19 protein-coding genes are annotated in these 24,133 nt (G+C 71.8%); 11 read left to right on the forward strand and 8 right to left on the reverse strand.

From position 1 onward, the window contains the following. Positions 1 to 18 precede the first annotated feature (18 nt). From VIS07_11730 to VIS07_11750, 5 genes are all read left to right on the forward strand, one after another. On the forward strand, positions 19 to 648 hold the full coding sequence (locus tag VIS07_11730) for a glutathione S-transferase (GenBank protein HEY8516174.1): 630 nt from the start codon (positions 19 to 21) through the stop codon (positions 646 to 648). Between the two features lie 167 nt (positions 649 to 815). After that, positions 816 to 2,096, forward strand: coding sequence for an MgtC/SapB family protein (locus VIS07_11735; protein ID HEY8516175.1), 1,281 nt, complete (start codon positions 816 to 818; stop codon positions 2,094 to 2,096). A 186-nt stretch (positions 2,097 to 2,282) separates the two neighbouring features. Then, complete coding sequence (locus VIS07_11740) at positions 2,283 to 3,029, forward strand: N-acyl homoserine lactonase family protein (GenBank protein HEY8516176.1); 747 nt, start codon at positions 2,283 to 2,285, stop codon at positions 3,027 to 3,029. 7 nt (positions 3,030 to 3,036) lie between these two features. Further along, positions 3,037 to 4,008, forward strand: a complete 972-nt coding sequence (locus VIS07_11745; GenBank protein HEY8516177.1) for an adenylate cyclase regulatory domain-containing protein — start codon at positions 3,037 to 3,039, stop codon at positions 4,006 to 4,008. Further along, positions 4,005 to 4,580, forward strand: a complete 576-nt coding sequence (locus VIS07_11750) for a glutathione S-transferase family protein (protein HEY8516178.1) — start codon at positions 4,005 to 4,007, stop codon at positions 4,578 to 4,580. The genes VIS07_11745 and VIS07_11750 overlap by 4 nt, the downstream gene beginning before the upstream one ends. 10 nt (positions 4,581 to 4,590) lie before the next feature. Here the strand turns inward: VIS07_11750 and VIS07_11755 are convergent, their stop codons facing one another. Further along, the gene (locus tag VIS07_11755; GenBank protein ID HEY8516179.1) at positions 4,591 to 5,325 is read right to left on the reverse strand and encodes a glutathione S-transferase N-terminal domain-containing protein; all 735 of its coding nucleotides are present in this window, start codon (positions 5,323 to 5,325) and stop codon (positions 4,591 to 4,593) included. A 64-nt stretch (positions 5,326 to 5,389) separates the two neighbouring features. Here VIS07_11755 and VIS07_11760 point away from each other — a divergent pair, with 64 nt between their 5' ends. Together VIS07_11760 and VIS07_11765 are read left to right on the forward strand one after the other, a co-directional pair. Beyond that, positions 5,390 to 5,683 carry a hypothetical protein gene (locus tag VIS07_11760; protein HEY8516180.1) on the forward strand — a complete coding sequence of 98 codons (294 nt, stop codon included), beginning with the start codon at positions 5,390 to 5,392 and terminating at the stop codon, positions 5,681 to 5,683. A gap of 142 nt (positions 5,684 to 5,825) precedes the next feature. Next, positions 5,826 to 6,812, forward strand: coding sequence for a hypothetical protein (locus VIS07_11765; protein HEY8516181.1), 987 nt, complete (start codon positions 5,826 to 5,828; stop codon positions 6,810 to 6,812). A gap of 131 nt (positions 6,813 to 6,943) precedes the next feature. On the opposite strand, the gene VIS07_11770 is transcribed toward VIS07_11765, so the two are convergent. The 3 genes from VIS07_11770 to VIS07_11780 all read right to left on the reverse strand — a co-directional run bounded on the left by VIS07_11770 (position 6,944) and on the right by VIS07_11780 (position 12,307). Next, positions 6,944 to 8,587 (reverse strand): choice-of-anchor A family protein, encoded by a 1,644-nt coding sequence (locus VIS07_11770; GenBank protein ID HEY8516182.1) that lies wholly within the window; start codon positions 8,585 to 8,587, stop codon positions 6,944 to 6,946. A 250-nt stretch (positions 8,588 to 8,837) separates the two neighbouring features. Further along, entirely contained in the window at positions 8,838 to 10,928 is a 2,091-nt protein-coding gene (locus VIS07_11775; GenBank protein ID HEY8516183.1) for a DUF4838 domain-containing protein, read from the reverse strand. 134 nt (positions 10,929 to 11,062) lie between these two features. Continuing rightward, positions 11,063 to 12,307, reverse strand: a complete 1,245-nt coding sequence (locus VIS07_11780; GenBank protein HEY8516184.1) for a serine hydrolase domain-containing protein — start codon at positions 12,305 to 12,307, stop codon at positions 11,063 to 11,065. Positions 12,308 to 12,484: 177 nt separating this feature from the next. Here VIS07_11780 and VIS07_11785 point away from each other — a divergent pair, with 177 nt between their 5' ends. The 3 genes from VIS07_11785 to VIS07_11795 all read left to right on the forward strand — a co-directional run bounded on the left by VIS07_11785 (position 12,485) and on the right by VIS07_11795 (position 17,157). After that, complete coding sequence (locus VIS07_11785; GenBank protein ID HEY8516185.1) at positions 12,485 to 13,699, forward strand: MFS transporter; 1,215 nt, start codon at positions 12,485 to 12,487, stop codon at positions 13,697 to 13,699. Between the two features lie 147 nt (positions 13,700 to 13,846). Next, positions 13,847 to 16,063, forward strand: coding sequence for a TonB-dependent receptor (locus tag VIS07_11790; protein ID HEY8516186.1), 2,217 nt, complete (start codon positions 13,847 to 13,849; stop codon positions 16,061 to 16,063). Positions 16,064 to 16,179: 116 nt separating this feature from the next. Continuing rightward, positions 16,180 to 17,157, forward strand: coding sequence for a hypothetical protein (locus tag VIS07_11795; protein HEY8516187.1), 978 nt, complete (start codon positions 16,180 to 16,182; stop codon positions 17,155 to 17,157). Here the strand turns inward: VIS07_11795 and VIS07_11800 are convergent. From VIS07_11800 to VIS07_11810, 3 genes are read right to left on the reverse strand one after another with little or no spacing between them, the layout of a single operon-like run. Beyond that, the gene (locus tag VIS07_11800) at positions 17,154 to 17,819 is read right to left on the reverse strand and encodes an SGNH/GDSL hydrolase family protein (protein HEY8516188.1); all 666 of its coding nucleotides are present in this window, start codon (positions 17,817 to 17,819) and stop codon (positions 17,154 to 17,156) included. The two genes, VIS07_11795 and VIS07_11800, sit on opposite strands and share 4 nt — an antisense overlap. A 39-nt stretch (positions 17,820 to 17,858) precedes the next feature. Then, positions 17,859 to 18,749 carry a hypothetical protein gene (locus VIS07_11805; GenBank protein HEY8516189.1) on the reverse strand — a complete coding sequence of 297 codons (891 nt, stop codon included), beginning with the start codon at positions 18,747 to 18,749 and terminating at the stop codon, positions 17,859 to 17,861. 60 nt (positions 18,750 to 18,809) lie between these two features. Then, entirely contained in the window at positions 18,810 to 20,336 is a 1,527-nt protein-coding gene (locus VIS07_11810) for a PQQ-dependent sugar dehydrogenase (GenBank protein ID HEY8516190.1), read from the reverse strand. Positions 20,337 to 20,398: 62 nt separating this feature from the next. On the opposite strand from VIS07_11810, the gene VIS07_11815 reads away from it, so the two are divergent. Beyond that, positions 20,399 to 20,824, forward strand: coding sequence for an HIT family protein (locus tag VIS07_11815; GenBank protein HEY8516191.1), 426 nt, complete (start codon positions 20,399 to 20,401; stop codon positions 20,822 to 20,824). A gap of 16 nt (positions 20,825 to 20,840) precedes the next feature. Here VIS07_11815 and VIS07_11820 read toward each other — a convergent pair whose 3' ends face one another. After that, positions 20,841 to 24,104, reverse strand: a complete 3,264-nt coding sequence (locus VIS07_11820) for a fused MFS/spermidine synthase (protein ID HEY8516192.1) — start codon at positions 24,102 to 24,104, stop codon at positions 20,841 to 20,843. Between the last annotated feature and the right edge of the window lie 29 nt (positions 24,105 to 24,133).

Below are 24,133 nucleotides of genomic sequence, written 5' to 3' on the forward strand. Positions count from 1 at the left end.
TCCGCACAGGAGGGCGCCATGCTGACGGTTCACCACCTCAACAACTCCCGCTCGCAGCGCATCCTCTGGCTTCTCGAGGAGCTCGGCGTGCCGTACGAGATCAAGCACTACAAGCGGATGGAGCCGCTGCCGCTCGCGCCGCCGGAGCTCAAGGAAGTGCACCCGCTCGGCAAGTCGCCGGTGGTGACCGACGACGGCGTCACGGTCGCCGAGTCCGGCGCGATCGTCGAGTACCTGCTCGACACGTACGGCGGCGGACGCCTGCGTCCCACACCCGGCACGCCGGAGCACGTACAGTACGTCCAGTGGATGCACTACGCCGAGGGCTCGGCGATGGTGCCGCTGCTGCTCGCGCTCTACGCGGGCATGCTCGGCGACGGCGCCGCACCGCTGAAGCCCTACATCGACGGCGAGATCACGAAGCACCTGTCCTACATCGAGGATGCGGTGCGCGGCCGGAGCTTCCTCGTCGGCAACGACCTCACCGGCGCCGACGTGATGGTCAGCTTCCCGCTCGAGGCGGCGGACGCCGGCGGACGTCTCGCGGGACACGCGGAGCTGCGCCGCTACCTCGACGCCCTGCACGCGCGTCCGGCGTACAAGCGCGCGCTCGAGAAGGGCGGACCGTACCAGCTCATGGCGCGCTGACGCGCGACGCCGATCGACCGCGGCTCGCGCGTTCGCGCGCGGCGCGGGACTCGGTGCGCGCTGCGCGGCCGCGGGCGAGCGCCGCACGATGGCCTGCCCGCGCGGCGCGGCGGAATGCCGTCGCGCGCCTGCTCGCTTACGCACATTCACGCTAGACTCGCGCGCCCATGCAGGAAGGCCTCGTCCTCGACCCGCACGCCGCGCGCGACTTCGCGATCGCGCTGCTGATCGGCGCGCTCATCGGCATCGAGCGCGAGAAGCGCAAGCACGACGAGGGCGTCGGCGAGGTCGGCGGCATCCGCACCTTCATCCTGTTCAGCCAGGTGGGCGCGCTCGCCGCCTGGGTCTCGCGCGAGCTCGCGAGCCCGTGGCCGTTCGCGCTCGCGGTGCTCGGCGTCACGCTCGTCATCGCCGCGTCGGTGGTCGCGCACGCGACGCGCGGCGACGCGGACATCGGCCTCACCACCGAGGCCGCGGCGCTCGTCACCACGCTGCTCGGTGGGGCGGCGCTGTTCGGCTTTCCGCAGCTCGCCGGCGCGCTCGGCATCCTCACCGCGGCGCTGCTCGCCTTCAAGCAGCCGATCCACGGCTTCATCGGCAAGCTCGACCTCGAGGACCTGTACGCGGGGCTGAAGCTGCTGATCGCGAGCTTCATCGTCCTGCCGCTGCTGCCCAACGAGGCGCTCGACCCGTGGGGCGCGCTGAACCCGTACCACCTGTGGCTGCTGGTGGTGCTGATCTCGGGGCTGTCGCTGCTCGGCTACGTCGCCGTGCGCGTGCTCGGCACCGGACGCGGCACGGCGCTCACCGGGTTCTTCGGCGGGCTCGCGTCGTCGACGGCGGTGACGCTGAGCTTCGCGCGCCGCAGCCGCGAGCTCGACGATCGCACCCACCTCGACGCGCTGACCGCCGGCATCCTGCTCGCGTGGATGATGATGTTCGGGCGCGTGCTGGTGGAGGTCGCGGTCGTGCACCCTGCCCTGCTGCCGCAAGTCGCGGCGCCACAGGTCGCGATGCTGATCGTCGCCGCGGGCGCCGCGTTCCTCTTCTATCGCCGCAGCTCCGGCGCGACGCGCGACGGCACCGAGGTGCTGCTGCGCAACCCGTTCAGCCTGACCGCCGCGATCCGCTTCGCGGCCTTCTTCGCGGTGGTGATGCTCGCCGTCGCGCTCGTGCAGCGCTACGCGCCCGGACGCGGCGAGCTCGCGGTCGCGGCGCTCGCCGGCTTGTCGGACGTCGACGCGATCACGCTGTCGATGGCGTCGCTCGCGAGCCGCGGCGGCGATCCGACGCTCGCCGCGCAGGCGATCACGGTCGCGACGTTCAGCAACACGCTCACCAAGTGCGCGTTCGTGCTGGTGCTGGGGTCGACCGGGTTCAAGCTGCGCATCGCGACGGCGACCGCAGCGGTGCTGCTCGCGGGCGCGGTCATGCTGGCGCTGGTTTGACGCGCGCGCCGCGCGGCGCGTGCGGCACGACGCAGGCGGCGGGTCGTGCCATCGCACACGCTCGAGAGGGCGGCCACCTTTGCGGCGCCCGCGACGACAGCGGCTCGACGCCCCGCTCCCCTGAGGTGGCAGGCTCTGTTACGACTGAACGCCCGCTCGCAGCGAGAGCGGCATGGGGGGACGCGCGTGCGACTGCTCGCTTTCACCTGCGGCTGGCTGACCGGCCCGACCGGGCTCTTTCTCGACGGCGAGCACGGGCGCCTGCGCGTGCCGGTGCCGACGTTCCTGATCGAGCACCCGCGCGGCACCGTGCTGTTCGACACCGGCCTCCACCCCGACGTGCAGCGCGACGCGCGGGCGCGGCTCGGCTTTCTCGCCGACGTCTTCGAGGTCGAGTTCGCGCCCGGCGAGGAGGTCGCAGCGCGGCTCGCGGCGCGCGACCTCGACCCGCAGCGCATCGACCACGTCGTGCTCTCGCACCTGCACTTCGACCACGCGGGCGGACTCTCGACGATCCCGAACGCGCGCCTGGTCGTACAGCGCCGCGAGTGGGAAGCGGGTCACGACCCGGACCTCGCCGCCTCGCTGACCTTCGCCAAGGCGGACTTCGACCACGGCCACGACGTGCTACTGGTCGATGGCGAGCACGATCTCTTCGGCGACGGGCGCGTCGTCTGCCTGCCGACTCACGGCCACACGCCCGGTCACCAGTCGCTGCGCGTGCGCCTCGACTCGGGCGAGGTCGTGCTCACCGCCGACGCCTGCTACCTGCGACGCACGCTCGAGCACGAGCACCTGCCCTCGCTCTCCTTCGACCGCGACGCCGCGCTCGCCTCCGTGCGCCGCCTGCGCGCGCTGCGCGACGCCGGCGCACGCATCGTCTTCGGGCACGATCCGGAAACGTGGAGCACGGTGCCGGAAGAGATGACGTGAGCCGATCATGGATGCGCACGATCCGCTCGGCCCGCTCGCCGATCTGCTGCTCGGCAAGCCCGAGCTGACCGCTCTCGACGTCGCGCGCGAGACCGGCCTCGATCTCGCGGAGAGCCGCAAGCTCTGGCGCGCCCTCGGCTTCCCGCCGGTCGGCGAGGAGGAGCGCGTCTTCACGCGCGTCGACGTCGAGGTGCTGCGCGCGGTGCGCACGCTGATCGAGGCCGACGGCGTGCACCCGGACGACGTCGTGCAGGTGACGCGCGTGATCGGACAGGCGCTGCAGCGGGTCGCCGAGGCGCAGGTGTCGGCGGTGATGGAGCGCCTGCAGCGCGAGCGCCGGGAGCGGAGCGGGCGCGCACCGGCCGATCCGCTGCAGCGCGCGACCACGCTCGCCCCCGCGCTCGAGCAGTTCCTCGGCTACGTCTGGCGACGCCACCTGCTCGCGGCGCTGCGCTCGCGCCTCGCGACGCCGACCGCCACCGACGTGCCGCTCGCGGTCGGCTTCGCGGACCTCGTCGGCTTCACCTCGCTCAGCCAGGCGATCGAGACCCGCGAGCTCGCGCGCATCGTCGACCGCTTCGAGGCCGTCGCCTACGAGCACATCCCCGAGCACGGCGGACGCATCGTCAAGATGATCGGCGACGGGGTGATGTTCGCGAGCGACGAGGAAGGTGTCGCCGCGGAGATCGCGCTGTCGCTCGCCGAGGCGTACCACGCGGAGCCGGAGCTGCCCGGCGTGCGCGTCGGACTCGCGAGCGGTCCGACGCTCGCGTGGGAAGGCGACCTCTACGGGCCGACGGTGAACCTCGCGAGCCGGCTCGCGAACATCGCGCGTCCCAACACCGTGCTCGCCGGCGAAGCGCTCGGCGAGTCGCTGCGCGACGACCCGCGCTTCGAGCTCCGCCACCTGCGGCCGGTCCAGCTGCAGGGCATCGGTCGGGTGCGGCCGTGGGTCGTGCGCCGGAGGAGGAAGCGATGAAGCTGTACTTCAACCCACACAGCCGCGCCGTGGTCGCGAAGTGGATGCTCGACGAGTGCGGCGCGGACTACGAGCTGGTGACGATCGACCTGCAGAAGCGCGAGCACAAGACGCCCGAGTTCCTCGCCATCAACCCGGCGGGCAAGATCCCGGCGCTGGTCGACGGCGAGGCGCGGCTCTTCGAGAACGGCGCGATCGTCATGTACCTCGCCGACAAGTTTCCGCAGGCGAAGCTCGCGCCGACGCTCGACGACCCGCGGCGCGGCCGCTGGCTGTCGCTGATGGTCTACGCGGTGGCGCAGCTCGAGCCCGCGATGGTCGACCGCATGCTCGGCGTCGAGACGCCGCCGCAGCGCGGCTGGACCGACCTCGAGACCGCGAAGGACGTGGTCGAGCGCGAGCTCGGCGAGGGGCCGTTCCTGTTCGGCGACTGGTTCACCGCGGCCGACCTGCTGATCGGCTCGATGTTCATCTGGAAGCGGCTCTGGGACCAGACGCCCGAGCGCCCGAAGCTCGAGGCGTACGTCGAGCGGCTACTGCAGCGTCCGGCGGCGCCGCGCTTGGGCAGCTAGGCCGAGCGACCTACAGCAGCCCGCCCGGGGGCGCCGGGCGCGCGCGCTGGTTGTAGAGCAGCTTGCGCACGCGCTCGCGCTCCTCGGGCGAGAGCTTCGAGACGTCCGTGCTCCAGTCCGCGCCGACCGCCATGCCGCGCTGCACGGCGGGACGCGCCGAGAGCTCGTCGAGCCAGCGCTTGACGTACGGGAACTCCTCGATGTCCTGCCCGAAGCCCTTCCAGCCGACCGCCCACGGATACGAGATCATGTCGGCGATCGTGTACTCGTCGCCGGCCAGGTAGCGGCGGTCCCAGAGGCGGTTGTTCATCACGCCGAAGAGGCGGTTCACCTCGTCGGTGAAGCGGCGGATGGCGTACGACTGGTCGCCGTGCTCCGGGCCGAGGCGGCGGAAGTGACCGCACTCGCCGCTCTTCGGGCCCTGGTTGGCCATCTGCCACATCACCCACTGCTCGACCTCGACGCGGCGGCGCACGTCCTGCGGGTAGAAGCGTCCGGCCTTGCGCGCGAGGTACATCATGATCGCGCCGGACTCGAAGACCGAGATCGGCGGACCGCCGTCCTCGGGCTCGTGGTCGACGATCGCCGGCATGCGGTTGTTCGGCGAGATCTTGAGGAACTCCTCCTTGAACTGATCGCCCTCGCCGATCCGGCAGGGCACGACCCGATAGGGGATGCCGAGCTCCTCGAGCAGGATCGTGACCTTCTTGCCGTTCGGCGTCGGCCAGTAGTGCACGTCGATCATGGTCGTGCATTACGACCGAGCGGCGAAGTCGAGTCCACGGCCGCGGCGCGCTAGCCTGGGCGCGATGCCCTCGCTTCTCGACCGGCTCTCGCCGCTGGCGCTCCTCGACTGCGGGCGCGCGTCGCTCGCCGACGCGCTGCGCGCCGTCGCGACCTGGCTCGTCGGCGTCGCCGACGCGATCGCACCCGGCGCGAGCGCGGCTACCAGCACTGCACCGATCGCCGCACCGATCGCGGCCGAGGCGCCGCTTCCCGGCGCCGGCACGCGCGAGCGCATCGCCGAGACGCTCGCCCGCGCGCGCACGCACCTCGACGCGGTGAGCGACCCGCCACGCGGCCCACGGCGGCCGCGCCGCTAGCGTTTCGCTTCCACGACGGGCGGCGCAGCTCTCGTCCTGCGCGCGCGTTCGGTAGGGACGATCCCTCACAGCGTGAGGGCGCGACTCACGCCTTCCTCGATGAGCGCCGAGCCCCATCACGGCGGCGCACGGGAGGAAGACGATGACGACCGTGAACACCTTCACGCCGCGCGCCGCCGAGGCGCGGCCGCTGCCCTGGTGCAGCTACCCGACGGCGGCCGACGTCGCGCGCCACGGCGTGCAGCCGCTGCCCGATCGGTTGCCGCTCGCCGACTTCGAGCGCGTCGCGCCGCACCGCAGCCGACTTCACGCCACGCACGTGATCGGCGACTTGCCGACGGAGCGCACGCTCGAGATGGCGCGCGTCGTCGCCGAGTCGTTCGCGCACCGCGAGCCGCAGTGCCGCTACCTGCGTCCGGCGAGCGAGCCGCCCGCGGAGCTCGCGAGCGCGCGCCACGAGGACGCGTTCGGCGCCGAGGCCTTCGGTGCCTGGACGACGGAGCGCCTGCTCTACTGGTTCATCCGCCTGCTGATCCTCACCGATCCGACGAGCCCGCGCGGCGCGATCCGCACCAAGGAGGACGCGCTCGCGCAGTCGCTCGTGCTGGTCGACGAGCACGGCGCGGTGGTCGGCGGCGCGATCAACGAGACGCTCGCGCCGCACGGCGCGGACGCGGAGCTGCGCAGCGGCGACCCGTTCCTCGACGCGACGCTCGGCTTCGCGGCGCCGATCGTCGAGCTGCTGTCGGCGCAGGACGCGGAAGGCGTCGCGGCGCTGTCACGCGATCGCGCCTTCCGCGACGCCTACGAGCGCGGGCTCGTCGGCCACCACTTCATGATCGCGCGCTCGGACGCGCTCGCGAAGAACGACACCTTCGAGCTCCTCGCCGCGACCGCGGAGCGCTACCGCGAGCTCGGCTTCCGCTTCTTCCTGATCGAGGCGACCAATCAGTGGACGGGTGCCGCCTGCGAGGCGCTGAACGGCGTGCGGGTGCACTTCGCGCCGTTCCGCGCGCGCACCGTCGTGCCCGCGAGCCCGGTGCCGCTGCCCGGCCAGACGTCGAGCGTCGACGGCTACCTGTCCGGCAAGGACAGCGGCAGCATGCTCTACGTGATTCGCGTTGCTTGACGTGCGCGTCGCCGGGCGCTCCTCCCCACCCGGCGTTCTCGGCCGAGGGCGACGTCCGGCGACGCGCCGCACGAAGCACCGCGGCTCGTGACGCGGGACGGCCCGCTCGGGCCGTCCCGCGCGTCACGCGCTCAGCGGTGGTTGTTCTGCCAGCCGAACGCCTTCTTGATCCAGACGTCCGTGCGGGCGATGGCGTCGTCGCCGAGCCACACCTCGAGGGTCATCTCGGCGAGCGTCGCGGCGTCGAGGTCGGCGAACGCCTGCAGGTTGACGCGCCAGCCGCCGACCTTCGGCACCTCGCTGATCTCGACCTTGGCGAGACCGTCACGGATGCCCGCGCCCTTGCGCGCGCCCTTGTCGAGGAAGCGGAACTTCTTTCCTTTCTTGACGAAGTCGCCGGGCTGCAGCTCGCCGACGTACACCGGGCCGTTGGCGTTGCTCAGCACGATGCTGAACGCCTCGTTCAGCGGGTCGATCTCCGTGCCGACCGGGAACGCGGTGCGCACGACGAGCTGACCGAGCTTGCCCTTCTTCCCGAACTTCAGCGTGTCGGGGCAGTTGTGGTGGCAGATCTCGGCCGGCGGCTGCGGCGGCGGCGCGACCGTGGGCGTCGGCGTCGGCGGCACGAACGGCGTCGCCGTGGCCGTCGGGGTCGAGGTCGGAGTTGCCGTCGGCGTTGGGGTCGGCGTCACGACCGGCGTGGGCGTTGGCGTCGGTGTCACGACCGGGGTCGGCGTCGGCGTCACCACCGGGGTGGGAGTCGGCGTCACGACCGGCGTGGGCGTCGGCGTCACCACCGGCGTCGGCGTCGGGGTCACGACGGGGGTGGGCGTCGGCGTGACGATCGGAGTCGGCGTCGGCGTCGCGGTCGGCGTCGGCGTCGGGCCGCCGCACACCTCGCCGACGAACGTCGGCAGGTGCACCTCCGCGGTCGTGGTGAGCGAGCTCGCGGCGATGCTGCCGTCGATGTTGGCCGACGTCGTGACCGCCGCGTAGGGCGCCAGCACCGCACCCATGATGTTGCGCGACCCGAGCTGCAGGCTCGTCGCCTCGTGGAAGTTCCACAGCACGCGCGCGCGCCAGTGCGTGTTGGTGAACGAGCCCACCATGTTGCCGTGGCTCCAGTTGACGCTCGTCCCCGACACGTTGATCAGGATGGTCGAGGCGCCGTTCGGGTCGAGCTCGATCTGCTGCACGCTCGGGTTCCCGAACACCTCGGCCGCGGAGACGTTGAACACCGCGACGCCGCACTCGTCGGTCGACGTCACGGTGAAGCGCAGCGGCCCCGGCTGACCCGCCGGGATCGTGGCGACGTTGTTCGCCGGGATCGCGGCCAGAGCCGCCGATCCAGCGGTGAGCGTCGCGATCACCGGCGCGACGCTCAGGCTCGGATCGGGGATCAGCGAGCCGCCGCCGTTGTAATTGACGACGCGGCCGTTGGTCGTGCCACCGATCCTCAGGCTGCCGGCGTTCAGGTTGAGCGGCGAGCCGGCGACGATGTCGTCGACCACGACCAGCGTGCCGTCGCCCGTTGTCGTCGAGATGGCGATCGCGAAGTTCGCCGACGACGTGCTGACGATGTCGTCGCCGACGAACGTGCGGCCTTCGACGTCGGAGCTGGTCGACAGGTCATCGAGCACGATGACGCTGTAGTGCTTGAGGTCCCCAGCACGTCGGCGCGGGCGGCGGACGGCGCAGCGAGCATCCCGAGGCAGGCAACGAGTGCCGCAGGACGCAGGAGAAGATGGCGGATCGGGCTCCGCATGGGCATGCAACCTCGCAAGATTTCCCTCCAGGTGAGACGGCGAACGGTGGGACTGCTGACCGCGAAAGGTTGCCGAAGACCGATTCGCTCGCGCAAGTCTGAATCTTCAAAATTTTCAAATTTTCGATGCCACGCCCTGGCAAAACCGATACGTTCATTGGCGATGGCCCTTGCGCTGCTGCAAGATTTGTCGTGTTTTGACGCAGCGTAGCGCCAAAGCAGCCGCGCTCGTGCAATCCTGCAAGACAGGAAGTTGCGCTTCAGCGAGCCGCGGCAGCCGCCTGCGAAGGCGGCCGGGAGGCGCTCTCGGGCGACGAGCTCGGCTGGGGCGCGCTCTCGGGCGGCGCGTCGAGCAGCTTCTGCTCGCGTCGGATCCCCTGACGCCAGCGCCCGAAGACGTCGTCAATCGAAGGATCGACCAGCCCCGGGCTCGTCGCCACGAGGCGACGCGCGAAGCGCTCCGCGCGGTCCGTGCGCTTGCTCGCGCGGACGAGACGCGCCCGCGCACGCTCCACGGCGCCCGCCTCGCGCAGCGCGATCGCCTCGTGCCGCGCGATCTCGGCGTCCATCATCATCTCGGCGAGACGGTGCACGCGCTCGACCTTGCGCATCCGGTACGCGTACGTCGGATCCGACTTCGCCGCCTCGATCGCCGGCTCGATCAAGCGCGCGCGCTGCGCGGCGAGCTTCGCCCGCGATTCGCGCGTCGCGCGGTCGCGCGTGCGGTAGGCGAGCTCCGGCTCGGCCGCCCACTCCGCGTAGTACTCGGCCATCAGCGAGCCGGCGCCGGGCCCGTGGTAGGTGCGCGCGTAGTCGTCGAGCAGCGCGAGCGGGTCGAGCGTGGCGTCGTAGAAGGCGCGTCCCGCGACGTAGCCGTTCAGCGTCGCACGCCACCACGCGCCGTCGGGGAAGAGCAGGTTCAGCATGCCGTCGACCCCGAACGCCATGAGCTGCGTGCGATCGCCCCCGATCTGCGCCGCCGCCGGCGAAGGCCACGGGGTGGCGAAGAGGTCGCTGTAGTACTGGAAGGCGGTGAGGCGACCGCCGAAGAGCAGCGCCCAGAGCTCGAGCCGCTCGCGGCGCGCGTAGCGGGGGTTGTCGTAGGCCATCGAGAGGTTGCGCCCCCAGTGCGCCCACTCCACGCGCAGCGCAGGATCGGGCCAGGTCCACTTCGGCAGCTTGTTGCTGTACTGGTAGCCGCCGAGCGTCTCGACCACGACGTGCGGCGCGACCTCGCGCAGCCGCGCCACGACCTCGTTCGCGAGCTGGATCGCGCCGTCGCTCGGGTGCCGCGTCTGGCACAGCGCGCACTCGCACGGCGGCGCGAACGAGCCGCCGTCGATGCCGGAGAGCATGAGCACGTCGAGCTCCGGACGCGCGCGCACGAACGCCTCGACGTTGTCGACGAACCGCTTGCGCGCTTCGGGATGGCTCCAGCAGAACTGCGCACCGTAGGTCTGGTGCCGCCTGCGCCGGCCGTTGAGCATCCCGAACCACTCGGGGTGCTTCGCGAAGGTCTCGTCGTCGTGCGGGAGGAAGAGCTCGAAGTTGTGCCCCGGCGCTTGCAGCAGCATGCCGCGCTGCTTCGCGGGTGCGAGCGCACGGTAGAGCGGGTGCGTCGGCTCGAACTCGATCGCAGGCGTCTCGAAGACGTTGTAGCGGGCCTTCATCGCCCAATCGATCTGCCGCGCGAGCTCCTCCGGCGTCGTCGCGATGGTCGGTGCGTTGCGCGGAACGCGCCACTCGAACCAGGCGAGCGTGCGGAACCGCATCGGCGACGCGACCGCCCACGCGCCGGTTGCGAGCGCGGGGGCGTCCGTTTGCGGCACGACCTCGGGGTCGTCCGGATCGAGCGTCGGGTGCGGGAAGCGGCAGCCCAGCCGCTCGAGCAGGTCGTAGACGGCGTAGACCGCGCCACGCGGCGCGTCGGCGCCGATCACGACGCGCGGCGCGCCGTCGACGTCGCTCGCGACGCGTACGGCGTAGCCGTCGTGTCCCTCCTTCGGCTCGGGAAGGAGCGCGCGGTCCGCTTCCGAGAGGTCCTGGCGCAGCCCGATCACGACCCGCGGACCGCCCTCGCGCGGCTCGGTCTCGACCGGCAGGCGCGCACCGCTGATCTTCTCGACGTACGTCGCGAGCTCCGCGGCGGCGAACGCGACCGCGCGCTCGTCGGGCGAGCGGAGCTCGATGTGCCAGTCGCTCGCGCCGTCGCGCGCGAGCGCGACCTGCTTCGCTTCGGAGGACGCCGTCGAGGTCAGAGCGCTCGACGGAGCCGCAGACACGTGGCGCGCGAGGCCGAGCGACGACAGCGCGCACACGAGGAGGAGGGCGAGAGAAGGGATTGGTTTCATCGTGGCGAGGGAAAGGTCCGTGAGGGGCGTCGGTCGGGCGGGACGAGGCTCCCTGTGTCGCGGGATCGGAGAAGGAGGCGCGCCGCGGACTCCGTGCGGCGCGCTCCCTCGGGCGGGGCGCTCAGGCGGGGCGCTCAGGCGTGCCGGCACCAGACGCCGGACTCGTTCGAGGCGTAGCCGAGGACGCGGTACGTCGCGTCGACCAGCGACTGGCCACGCTCGTTCAGCATCAGGCCGTTCCCCATGCGGTTCATCGAGTAGCCGAAGGCGAGGCCCTCCTCTGGGTCGGCGAAGCCGATGCTGCCGCCCGCGCCGACGTGGCCGAACGCGGGCGCCGACAGGATGACGCTGTCGCGGTCGCCGTAGGGCCGGCGGCGGTTGTCCATCGACTTCATGAAGCCGAGCCCGAAGCGGGTCGGCAGCAGCAGCGTCGCGTCCTCGTGCGTCGCCATCGCGACCTGGCTCATGCGCGCGAGCTGACGGCGGTCGACGAGGCGCACGCCGTCGAGCTCGCCGCCGTTCGCGAGCGGCGCGTACAGGCCGGCGAGCCCGCGCGCGTTCGAGATGCCGCCCGCGCCGCCGATCTCGGCGGCGTGCGCGTCGCGGCAGTTCGGGTCGTAGCCGCCGGTGTTGAGCAGCGACAGCGCCTGGATCGACTGCGGGTCGCCGAGCAGCGTCGAGACGAAGGTGCCGAGCGGCTCACCGGGCTGCGGCACGAACGGGATCATCGGCGCGACGCGCGCCTCGTGCTCCTCGGGCAGGCCGATCCAGAAGTCGAGGCCGAGCGGCTGGGCGATCTCCTCGCGGAAGAACGTGCCGAGCGAGCGGCCGGACACGCGGCGCACCAGCTCGCCCACCGTCCAGCCAAAATTCACCATGTGGTAGCCGTTGCGGACGCCCGGCTTCCAGAACGGCTCCTCGCTCGCGAGGAGCTCCGTCATGTAGTCCCAGTCGTAGAAGCCGCCGGGGCGGACCTGCGTGCGGCACACCGGGACGCCGACGGAGTGGTCGAGCATCATCCGGACGGTCGCGTTCTCCTTGCCGTTGCGCGCGAACTCCGGCCAGTACTCGGCGACCGGGGCGTCGATGTCGAGCAAGCCCCGCGACGCGAGCATGTGCGCGCAGATCGCGGTCGCGCCCTTCGTGCAGGAGAAGACGATCGACACCGTGTCGCGCGTCCACGGGACGTTCTCCGCCGGGCGCGCCATGCCGCCCCAGACGTCGACGACCGTCCGGCCTTGGTGGTGGATGCACAGCGAGGCGCCGATCTCGCCGCGCTCGCGGAAGTTGCGCTCGAACTCGTCGACCACCGGAAGGAAGCGCGCATCGCAGCTTCCCTCGACCACACCGTTGGGGACCTCGCGTCGGATGCTCTCCATCGCGGCGCACCGTAGCGGTGGCAGACGTTTCGCGAAAGCCGCAAACCGCTGGCGGGCGCGAAGCGGCGCGTGATCGGACGTTCGACGCAGCGAGCGGTCGGCGGCGAGCCGCACGCCAGTCGAGGATGCGGCGGCGCGTGCATGACGCCGTGCGCCGTGCTTGTGCGTCTTGCGCCGATGTCCGCCTTCGCCCGCCTGTGCGCCTTCTGGTTCGTCTACATGGGCTCGCTCGGCGTGTTCTTCCCCTACTACGCGCTCTACCTCGGGGGACGCGCCGGGCTCTCCGCGTTCGAGGTCGGCGCGGTGCTGTCGATGGTGCCGCTCGTCGGCCTCGTCGCGCAGCCGCTGTGGGGTCAGCTCGCGGACCGCTCGGGCGCGCGCGGACCGATCCTCGCGCTGCTCGCGATCGGCGCCGGTCTCGCGCAGGCGCCGATCGCCGGGGCGAGCGGCTTCCTCGAGCTGCTGCTCGCGACCGCGCTGCTCGCGGTGTTCCACTCGACCGTCATGCCGATGGCGCTGTCGGTGAGCCTCGCGGTGCTGCACGGGCGCGGACACGCGTTCGGCATCGCCCGCGCGACCGGCACGGTCGGGTACCTGGTGCTGGTCGTCGCGTTTCCGTGGCTGCTGCGCGCGCTCGGCGGCGGCGCGGTCGAGCCCGGCGCCGTGCCGGCGAGCCTCGACTGGATGTTCCCGGTGGTCGCGGCGCTGGCGATCGCCTCGGGCCTGATCGCCCTCACGCTGCCGCGCGAGGGCGAGGTCGGGGTGCGCGCCGCGCCGGGAGCGCTGCGCGAGCTGCTGCGCCATCGCCCGATGCGTCGCGTGATGGCGTACTCGTTCCTGGTTTTCTTTTGCTTGAACGGACCGATCCAGCTCTTCCCGCTCTTCGTGCGCGCGCTCGGCGGCGGCCTCGGCGACGTGAGCCGCATGTGGGTGTGGATGCTGCTGCTCGAGATCCCGCTCATCGCCTGGACGGGGTCGCTGCTCGCGCGGCTCGGCGCGCGCGGGATGCTCGGCCTCGGCGCGCTCGCGGGCGGCGTGCGCTGGTTCGGCAGCGCGCTCGCCGACGACCTCGGCGTCGCGACCGTGCTCGGCCTGCTGCACGGCGTCGCCGTGGTCGGGCTCGCCGTCGGCGGGCCGCTCTACGTCGAGCAGACCGCGCCGCCGGCGCTGCGCTCGACCGGGCAGGCGCTGCTCTCGACGGTCGGCGTCGGCCTCGGCGGCATCCTCTCGAACCTGGTCTGCGGCGTGGTCTTCGATGCCGTGGGCGCGCGCCCGACCTACCTCGCGTGCGGCGCCGGCGCGCTGACGCTCGCCGTGCTCGTGACGCGGCTCTTGCCGCAGCCGTCGCGCGCGGACGCGGTGGGGCACGGGGACGGCGGATCGGAGCGCTGAGCGGGGACGCTCGCGCATGCGCGCGCGGGCGCACGCACGCGCACGCCCCCACACGCTTGCGCGTGCGCTCGCGAGCGGGTCGCGCGAGGCGCGCTGGGCCGAAGCGTTGATTGCGGGCTCGGGATCGCGTGTCATGCGGCGTTCGCGATGTCCCTCCCCTACCCGCGCCGCCTGCTGCCCGCGCTGCTCGTCGTCGTCGCGCTCGCGGCGCCGATGTCCGTTGCGAGCGCCGCGGCGCAGGAGCCGGCGCTAGCTTCCGCGCTCCAACCGACGCCCGCGCCGACCGCGTCGCCGGCGTCGCTCGATCCGTCGGACGCACCACCGCGCCGCGCGCCTGACGCCGACGCTGCCGGGGCCGCCGTCGCCGACGACGACGCGCCGGTCCGCGCCGGCGCGCTCGACGCCGTCGTCGTCACCGGCACGCGCGAGCCGCGCGGCCTGCACCGCGTGCCGGCGTCGCTCTCGGTCGTCGACCAGGACGCGATCCAGCACGCGCGCCCGACGCTCGGCCTCGAGGAGGCGCTGTCGCGCGTGCCCGGCGTGCTCGTGCAGAACGCTGGCAACTACGCGCAGGACTTCCGCATCCAGGTGCGCGGCTTCGGCACGCGCGCGCAGTTCGGCGTGCGCGAGGTGCTGGTGCTGGTCGACGGCTTCCCCGAGAACCTGCCCGACGGCCAGGCGCAGCTCGACGCGGTGGAGCTCGGCTCGATCGGGCGCGTCGAGGTGCTGCGCGGGCCGGCGGCGGCGCTGTACGGCAACGCCGCGGGCGGCGTGATCCAGCTCTTCACCGAGCCCGCGCCGGACGTGCCCGGGATCGAGGCGACCGCCACCGGCGGCTCGTACGGGCTCGCCAAGATCCAGGCGCAGGCGGGCGGCGTCTTCGGCGCCTGGGCGCCGTTCGTCACCGGGAGCTGGTTCCAGCTCGGCGGCTACCGCCAGCACAGCCGCGTCGAGAGCTCGACCTTCCTCGCACGCCTCGCCTGGCAGCCGGACGACGCGAGCAACGTGATCCTGCGCGTCGACGGCGTCGACTCGCCGATCGCGCAGGACCCGGGCGGGCTCACGGCGGAGCAGGTGCGCGAGAACCGGCGTCAAGCACGAGATCTGAACGTGCGGCTCGACGCCGGCGAGTCCGTCCGGCAGCTCCGCGCCGGCGTCTCCGGCGACACCCAGCTCTCGATCGGCGCCCTGTCGGGCTACGCGTTCGTCCTCTACCGCGACTTCGACACGCGCCTTCCCGTCCTGCCCCAGCTCGGCGACGGCATCACGACCTTCCACCGCCTCGGACCGGGCGGCGGCCTGCGCTGGTCGTGGAGCCAGCCCGTCGCCGGCTTCGCGCAGAGCTTCGCCGTCGGCTTCGACGCGCAGCACCAGGACGACGAGCGCCGCCGCTTCCTGAACGAGAACGGCGAGCGCGGCGCGCTGACGCTGCACCAGCGCGAGCGCGTCACCGGCGTCGGCGTGTACGCGCGCGAGGCGGTCGAGGTGACGCCCGAGATCGAGCTCAGCGCGGCGCTGCGCTACGACGCCGTGCACTTCGACGTCGACGTCTTCTTCCCCGAGGACAGCGACGCCTCCGGCTCGCGCACGATGGACGCCTGGAGCCCGGCGGGTGGCGTGCTCTACACGCCGCTGCCGTGGCTGTCGCTGTTCGCGAGCGTCGGCACCGCGTTCCAGGTGCCGACGACGACCGAGCTCGCGAACCCGACCGGCCCCGGCTTCAACCCCGACATCGAGCCCCAGACGTCGATCACCTACGAGCTCGGCGCGCGCGCCGACTTCGGCGAGCGCTTGACGCTCGGCCTCGCCGGCTACCGCATCGACATCGACGACGAGCTCATCCCCTTCGAGATCGAAGGCGGCGACGTCGCGTTCCGCGACGCCGGGCGCTCGCGACGCTGGGGCGCCGAGCTCGAGTGGCAAGCGTCGCCGCGGGCGGATCTCACCTGGAGCGGCGCGTTCACCTGGCTGCACGCGCGCTACGTCGACTACGTCACCGACGTCGGCGACTTCGGCGGCAACGTCGAGCCCGGCATCCCCGAGTGGCAGCTCTACCAGGAGCTCGCCTGGCAGCACCCGAGCGGTCTGCGCATCGCGCTCGAGGCGTTGGTCGTCTCGGAGATGTTCGTCGACGACGCCAACTCCGCGAAGAACGGCGCCTACGAGCTCTTGAACCTGCGCGCGAGCTGGCAGGGCGAGGTCGGCGGCATGATCGTCACGCCTTTCCTCGGCCTCAACAACCTGCTCGACGAGCACTACAACGGCGTCGTGCGGCTCAACGCGCAGGGCGGGCGGTTCTTCGAGCCGGCGCCGGATTTCAATGTGTACGGCGGGGTGACGATCGCGGCGTCGGTGGGTGGGTGAGCCGAACCTCACCAAGAAATGCGGTTACGCGCGTGGTCGTCCGACCAAAGTTGTTGACGACGAGCACGGCGTCATGGCACTCACCGACGCCTTACCCATCACACTTGGAGGAGCTGATGCCCCGCGCCCTCGCCCTTGCTGCTGCCGTCACTCTCGTTCTGTTGCCGACTCTCGCTCGCGGGGCTGCCCCGGGAGCCGACGAAGTTGGCGGCATCGTGATTCACCGGCTCCCAGAAGCCAGAAGCGACGAGCCAGCCTGGACCGAAGAGGAGATGGACAAGGCTTTGCCCCTGCCGCTGCCGCAGCGCGAGCCGCAACGCGGGAGCGCACCGGCACCCGGACAGCCAAGCGAGCGTATCGGGGAGGGCGTGCGAGGCTACTCCTATCCGGCCCCATTCTCGCGCTTCCGCACGTTCCCCAATCGCAAGTACCAGAAGGCTCCGCACAAGATGGTCGGCAAGCTCTTCTTCAAACGTGGGGGAGCGAATTGGGTCTGCTCGGCGGCGTCGATCGGCAACTATGCGATCTGGACCGCCGGGCATTGCCTCGTCGACAATGGAGTGTGGTCCACGGACGTCGTGTTCGTTCCTCAGTACCGACAAAAATCACGCCCCAAGGGCAACTGGAACGCGGCGTATCTGATCTCGACGGGGCACTGGGTGAACTTTTCCGATCTCGGCGACGACATGGGCGTGGTGATCCTTCAGCCCCTCAACGGCAAGACAATCGGTCAGGTCGTCGGCGGTTTGGGGTTCGCTTGGAACCAACCGTACGAACGACATTGGTTCCTTCTGGGATACCCCGCAGGCGCGCCGTTCACCGGCGAAAAGCAGATCGTCTGTGCAGCATCGTTCGCCTACGTCGATACGGCATTCTCGCCAGCTCCGATGGGCGTCGGCTGCGACCAAACGGGAGGAAGCAGCGGCGGTCCGTGGATCTTGAACTACGGAAACGGGAATTTTCTGAACGGCAACAACTCCTACGGCTACGGATCGCTCGAGATGCTGTCACCGTACTTCGGGAACGGCGCCAAGGCGCTTTACGACTGCGCCATCAACTCGACCGCGACGACTGTTAGCCCACTCTGCGGCTAGTCCCACGGAGCCTCGGTGGCGGCATGGCGGCCGAACGTCGCCTTGCGCACCACGTTGACCTGTGGAGGCAGCGCGCGACTGAGCACCGGTGCCAGGACCTCCGCCACCATCTCGTGCCCAGCGACGCTCCAGTGCAAGTCGCCTTCGAGATACGCGCGCCCCGCGTACCGACCCGCCGGCCGCAGATCGACGAACGGCACGCCGCGCTCCGACGCCCACTCCGCAAGGAACTCCTCGCGCATGCGATCGTGCCAGGCCTCGTTCGGCGGCGGAGCGTAAGCGAGCACCAGCGCCGCTCTCGGATTGCTCGCTAGCTCCCGGATCCGGTCGAGGATCGCCGCATTCAGCGCGAACGACGCGCGCGAGAAGCGCCAGCACGCGAAGCGCACGCCCTGCAGCACGAGGGGACGCTCCCACGGTGCGCGATCTCGATACGGCACCGAGACGAGCCAGCCTTCCTCGAGCTCGTACTCGGGAAGCGGGAAGCCCATCCCGTTGTACGTTGGGCTGACGCGGCGGAGGTCGTCGCTGTGCACGACCTGCTCGAACGCCCGCAGCATCAGATCGGTCCCGAAGCCGACCATGCCGAGGTTGTAGACGCGCCGGCCGGGGTTGCACGCCCGCCGCTGCTGCCCACCCCCACGGCGTCGCGTGGCGCGCATCGACCGCGGCCGTGACGAGAAAGCCCGTGGACGCCGAGCTCACCCCGGCGGCGCCGGCATCGACGACCCCGGCGGGCAGTACTCGACCAGGTAGCCGCGGTCCGGGCTCGACGGACACGAGCACTGCTTGTCGTCGGTCGGGTGCTGGTAGGCGTCGGTGCAGCTCGCCTCGAAGCACTGCAGGCCCATCACCTGCGTGCCCGCGCTGGTGAACGTGCACGGCATGTTGGTCGTCCACTGGATCGGCACGTTGAAGAAGATGTTCGCCGCCGCGCTGACGCAGTCGTCCGGGCCGCCCGTCGGGCAGAGGTTCGGCGGCGAGTGCGGACCCGAGCCGTAGTTCGTGCTGAGGTCGGGGTAGTCGAGGCCGTTCGCGCCGTTCGGCGTGAACTCCCACGTCGTGCCGAACGTTCCGTCCTGCACCATGCCCGGGCCACAGCAGTTCATCTGCAGCGCGCAGATGCCGCGACCGCTCAGGTTCGGATTGCAGTACGCGGCGTAGGTCGCGTTCTCGCCTTCCCACATGAAGCCCTGGCGCTGCACGGTGCCCGGCGGACCGCCGAGCGCGGTCCAGCCGTCGCAGTACGCCGCCGGACACTGCTGGGCGGTCGTGTTCGGGTAGGGAATGACGATGTTCGGCCCGCCCTGGGTGAACTGTGTGACGGCGACCGACGTCGTGCCGCCGTTCGCCGCGAGCACGCCGAGCGCTGGACCGCTCGAGTGCAGCGTCAGCGGCACCGAGCAGTGATTGACGAACGTCACCTGCCCGGCGGTGATCGCCGGCCCGCCGACCTCGGGGCCGGGCGCCGGAGCGCCGACGCCGTCGCTGCTCGTCGAGTCGCTGCCGCAGCCGGCGGCGACGAGCACGAGCGTCAAGAGCGTCGCGCCCAACGACGCCGCATTTCGGCAACGCACGATCCCAGACACCATGGCGGCTCTCCTTCCCCACATCTTACGTCGGCCCCAACGTCGGCTGGCTAGAGCGAAAATTCAGGGGTGCTCAGACAGCAAGTAGATCGCTAGGGCGCGACGCTGCTCCTCGGGGAACGGATACGCCGGCATCGGCGGCTGCGGCGTGCGCAGGAACGTCGCGAGCGAGTCGATCGTGTACTTCGCCTTGAGCCCGCCGAGCGGACGGTAGGTCGCGCTCGGCGTGCCCGCCTGCGGCGGCTCGTGGCAGCCGGCGCAGGCGCTCTGCTCCCAGAGCGTGCGTCCCGTGGCGCGCGCGCGCTCGACCTCCTCGGGCGACAGGCCGGCGAGCGGGTCCGCCCCCGGCTGGACACCGGCTGCACCGCCCGCGGTCGGCGACGCCGCTGGCAGCGGCGCCGCGGCGCCGTACGCGACGCGGTAGATCGAGCCGGTGAAGTCGTCCGACACGTAGAGCGCGCCGTCCGGCCCGACCGCGACGTCGACCGGACGCCCGTACACCTTGTCGTCGACCTCGAAGCCGGTGAGGAACGGCTCCTCGCGCGCGCCGCCCTCCTCGTCGAGGAACACCGCGACCACCTGGTAGCCGGACTTCCGCGAGCGGTTCCACGAGCCGTGCTGCGCGACGAAGATCGCGCCGCGCCAGCGCTCGGGGAAGGCGTCGCCGTCGTAGAACGTCATGCCGAGCGGTGCGGTGTGCGCGCCGAAGCCGTGCACCGGCGGGATCGACTTCGCGACCAGGTCCGGACGCTCGGCGCCGTAGTCGGGATCCGGCACGCGGTCGCCGTTCGCGTACGGCCAGCCGTAGAAGCCGCCCTCGACGACGCGGTCGAGCTCGCAGGGCGGGAAGTCGTCGCCGAGGAAGTCGCGTCCGTTGTCGGTCGCGTAGAGATCGCCCGTGCCCGGCTGCCAGGCGAAGCCGACGGCGTTGCGCAGCCCCGTCGCATACAAAGTTTCGTTGCTGCCGTCGAGCTCGTAGCGGACGATCGCCGCGCGCCGCGGATCGTCCTCGATGCACACGTTGCAGCTCGAGCCGATCGAGACGTAGAGCTTGCCGTCCGGACCGATGGCGATCGTGCGCGTCCAGTGGTTGCCGCCGCCCGGCAGCCCGGTGATGATGCGCTCCGGCGCGCCGCGCACCGTGCCGCTCTCGGCGTCGAAGCGCACGCGCAGCACGGCGTCGGTCTCGGCGACGTAGAGCCAGCCGTCGTGCAGCGCGAGCCCGTGCGGACGGTTCAGCCCATCGAGCAGCACGCGCTTGCCGTCCGCCGTGCCGTCGCCGTTGCGGTCGCGCGCGAGCAGCCAGACCTTGCCCTCGCGCGGCGAGCTGACGAGCATGTCCCCCGCCTCGGTGAAGCGCATCATGCGCGCGTTCGGGATCCCCGACGCAAACGAGTTGACCGCGAAGCCTTCGGGCACGCGCAGCCGCGCGCGCACCTCCGACTCGGTCATCGCGTCGCCGGTGAAGCCCGGGAAGTTGACGGTCATCCGGCCGAGGGGGAGGTAGTAGTTGCTGCAGCCGAGCGCGGTCGCGAGCGCGAGCGCGACGGCGAGCCGAACGAGACAGGAAGAAGATCGGGCGCGCGTCATGCCGCAGTAAAGGCAGGCGCTGCCCGAGCAGGCAAACGCGAGAGAGGAGGACGGCAGACGACATGAGCAGCGAGCAGGACTGCATCTTCTGCAAGATCGTGCGCGGCGAGGCGCCGGCCCATCGGGTCGCGGAGGACGAGCGGACGCTGTCCTTCCTCGACATCTTCCCGGTGAGCGACGGCCACACGCTGGTCATCACCAAGGAGCACTATGCGACGCTGTTCGACGCGCCCGCGGAGGCGCTGCAGGCGGTCGCGGCGACCGCGAAGCGCGTCGCGCACGCGCTGCGCGACGTCGTGCAGCCGGAGGGCATGATGGTCTTCCAGCTCAACGGCGCGGCTGCGATGCAGACCGTGTTCCACTACCACATGCACCTGCTGCCGCGGCGCAGCGGCGAGCCGCTCGCGCTGCACACCCGCGTGCCGGGCGACCCGCAGCGGCTCGAGCGCCTCTCGGCCGAGCTGCGCGAGCGCCTGCGCTCGGCGTAGGTCGAGGGCCGCGGGTCTAGCGCGCGCTCGTCGACGTGCGGGCCTGGAGCTGCTGCAGCTCGGTGCGCGCCTGCTCGTAGTCCGGGTCGGCCGAGAGCGCGATGCTCAGCAGCACCGCCGCGTCGTCGGGCTTGCCCTGCCAGAGCGCCGAGCGCGCCATGCGGTGGTAGCCGAGCGCGCGGTTGCGCCGCGACGTGCGCGCGTTCTCGTCCGCGGCGCGCGCGCGCTCGTCGTCGCCCTGCTGGGCGTACGCCCAGGCGAGCATCTGCCAGCCCTCGCTCCACATCGGATCCGGACCGCGCAGCAGCGCCTCGAGCATCGCGGTCGCGCGCGGCAGGTCGCCCGCGCGCAGCACGACCTCGGCCGCCTCGCGGCGGACGTTCTGCTGCGCCTGCGCCCACGCGGTGTCGACGATCGAGTCGGCGTCGAGCCGCGCCTCGGCGTAGCGTCCGAGCTTTGCGAGCACGCGCATGCGCAGCGCACGCGCGCGCGGGTCGCCGGGTGAGAGCTCGACGGCGCGCGACGCGTCGGCGAGCGAGCCCTCGAGGTCGCCCGCCTCCTCGCGCACCTGCGCGCGCAGCAAGCGCGCCTCGAACGACTGCGGCGCGAGGGCGACCGCCTCGTCGAGCGTCGCGAGCTGGTTCTCGAGCGACAGCGAGCCGTCGTTGTACCGCCGCGCGACGATCGTCGCCGCCGCGATCGCCGTCCCCGTGCGGCCCGCCTCCATCAGCAGATCGTTCACCGCCTGCGATTCCTTGCGCGCGTGCGCGAGCGCGAGCTCGCCGATGCGGTCGCGATCCATCGGCTCGCCGAGCGCACGCAGCAGCGGCAGGATCGCGCCGCGCGTGCTGACCAGCGCCTTCCAGTTCGCGGTCGACGTCTCGTCGTAGAGCATCCACGGCGTGCCGAGCTCGATGAACAGGTTCTCGTCCGAGTTCACGACCGGCGCCTTGGCGACGAGCGCGTCGACGTCCTTGGGCGTGACGCGCATCAGGCTCCAGAGGTCGATGGTCGAGAAGTTGCCGATGCGCTGCAGATCGCCCTGCACCTTCGGCGGCAGCTTCTCCCAGCGCGGCAGGTCCTCGAGCCCGAGCGGACGATCCATCGCGAGCAGCAGCAGATCGGGGCTGCCGGAGAAGTCGGCGAAGCCGTAGACGTACGGGAACTCCGCGCGCACCGCGGCGATGATCGACGCGAGCGCCTGCGGGTCGAGCGCGTAGAGCTGCACCCACTGCAGCAGGCGTCCGCCGGGCGCGAGCGCGCGGCGCACGATCGAGAAGAACTCGCGCGTGAAGAGGTTCGAGACGCCGCTCATCCACGGGTTCGAGGGCTCGGAGATGATGACGTCGTACTTCTCGCGGGTCGCGGCGAGGAACGAGCGCGCGTCGTCGAGCACGACGTGGACGCGCGGATCGTCGAGCGGGCTGCCGCTCACGCGGTCGAAGAAGCGCGACGCCTCGACGATCGCGGGCTCGATCTCGACCGCGTCGATGCGCTCGACCTCGGAGTGGGTCGCGACCGAGCCGGTCGTGACGCCGGACGCGTAGCCGATCACCAGCACGTTCTTCGCGGGCGGTCCGTAGAGCAGCGGGATCTGCCCGAGCAGGACCTGCGTCGACATGTCGCCGAAGCTCGACGCGTCGACCTTGCCGTTCACCCGCAGCGCGACGATGCCCTCCTCGCGGTGCACCGAGACGGTCGCGTTGATGCCGTCGCGGTAGAACAGCAGCTCCTGCACCGGACGTCCGTCGACGGGCAGCAGCTCGATGCCGAAGTCGAGCTCCGCGTCGGGCGCCTTGAACACGCCGCGCGTCAGTGCTTGACGGTCGAAGGGGATCGGGACGACGAGCAGCAGCGCCGCGGCGGCGAGGGGAGCGAGCGCGAGAGCGCGCCGGCGCGCGTCGCGCGACGCCGCGAACAGCAGCAGCGCCGCGCCGAGCAGGTTCAGCGCCGCACCGAGCGCCAGCGTCTCGCGCAGGCCGAGCGTCGGCAGCAGCACGAAGCCGGTCGCGAAGGCACCCGCCGCCGAGCCCAGCGTGTTCGCGAAGTACACGCGTCCGACCGCGTCGCCGGCCTCGCCGACCTGGTCCGCGAGGATGCGCGCGACCAGCGGGAAGAGTCCGCCCAGCACGAGCGTCGGCGGCAGCATGACGAGCGCGCACATCACCGCCTGCGCGATCGCGATGCGCGCGCTGTCGAGCCCGTACGACTCGACGACGCGCAGGAACATCGCCGGCAGGTGCGGCAGCGCGGCGGTCGTGCAGGTCGCGAGCACGGCGAGCGCGACGAGACCGCCCGCGAGCAGCGCGACCGGCGAGCGCGTGCGGTCGACCCAGCGCCGGAAGATCAGGCTGCCGAGCGCGATGCCGGCGAGGAACGCCGCGAGCATCGACGAGAAGGCGTAGATCGACGAGCCGAACACCACCGCGAGCGCGCGCGACCACGCGACCTCGTAGAGCAGCGCCGTGAAGCCGACGACGGCGTACACCGCGAGCAGCGCCGCCGCGGGCGCGCGCTCCTCGCCGAGCAGGTCGCGCGCAAGGACCTCGCGACGCTCCCCGCGCGAGCCGGCCCGCCCTGCCCTCGCGCCGCGCCGCTGCTCGCGCGACGCCGCCGACGACGGCAACGCGCCGACCTCCGCCGCGTCACCCGTCGCCATCCGCGGCGCGATCAGCAGCAGCGCGACCACGCCGACCACGACGTCGAGCAGCGCGCCGGCGCGGTTCGTCCAGGTGAGGCCGAGCACGCGGAAGGAGACGAAGGTCGTCGCCACCACGCCGACCACGGCGCCGAGCGTGTTGAGGCCGTAGAGGAGACCCGTCTGCGCGCCGATCCGCGGGTCGCGCCGCGTGAGCGTCGAGACCAGAATCGGCAGTGTCGCGCCCATCAGCAGCGTCGGCAGCAGCAGCACCGCGAGCGCGATCGCGAAGCGGCAGAACGCCGCCGGCCAGAAGTCGAGCCCGGCGAGCAGCGTCTGGTTGAGCGCCGGCAGCTTCGCGAGCAGCCAGGGCACGATGAGCGCATAGGCGCCGATCGCGATCTCGAACCAGCCGTAGGCGCGCACGCCGCTCGCGATGCGCCCGGCGACCCGGCCGCCGGCGAGCCCGCCGAGGCCGAGCCCGAGCATGTACGCGACCAGGATCGTGCTCGCGGCGAGCGTCGTCGAGCCGAACACCAGGCGCAGCTCGCGCGTCCACACGACCTCGAGCGCGAGGCTGCCGAGACCGGAGAGGAAGAAGCAGGCAGCGACCGCGACCAGCGTGCCGCGACGTGCGGACACGGGTGCGTCGTCTGCAGGATGCTGCGCGC

The organism is Candidatus Binatia bacterium (assembly GCA_036563615.1).
GTDB lineage: Bacteria > Desulfobacterota > Binatia > UBA12015 > UBA12015 > DATCMB01.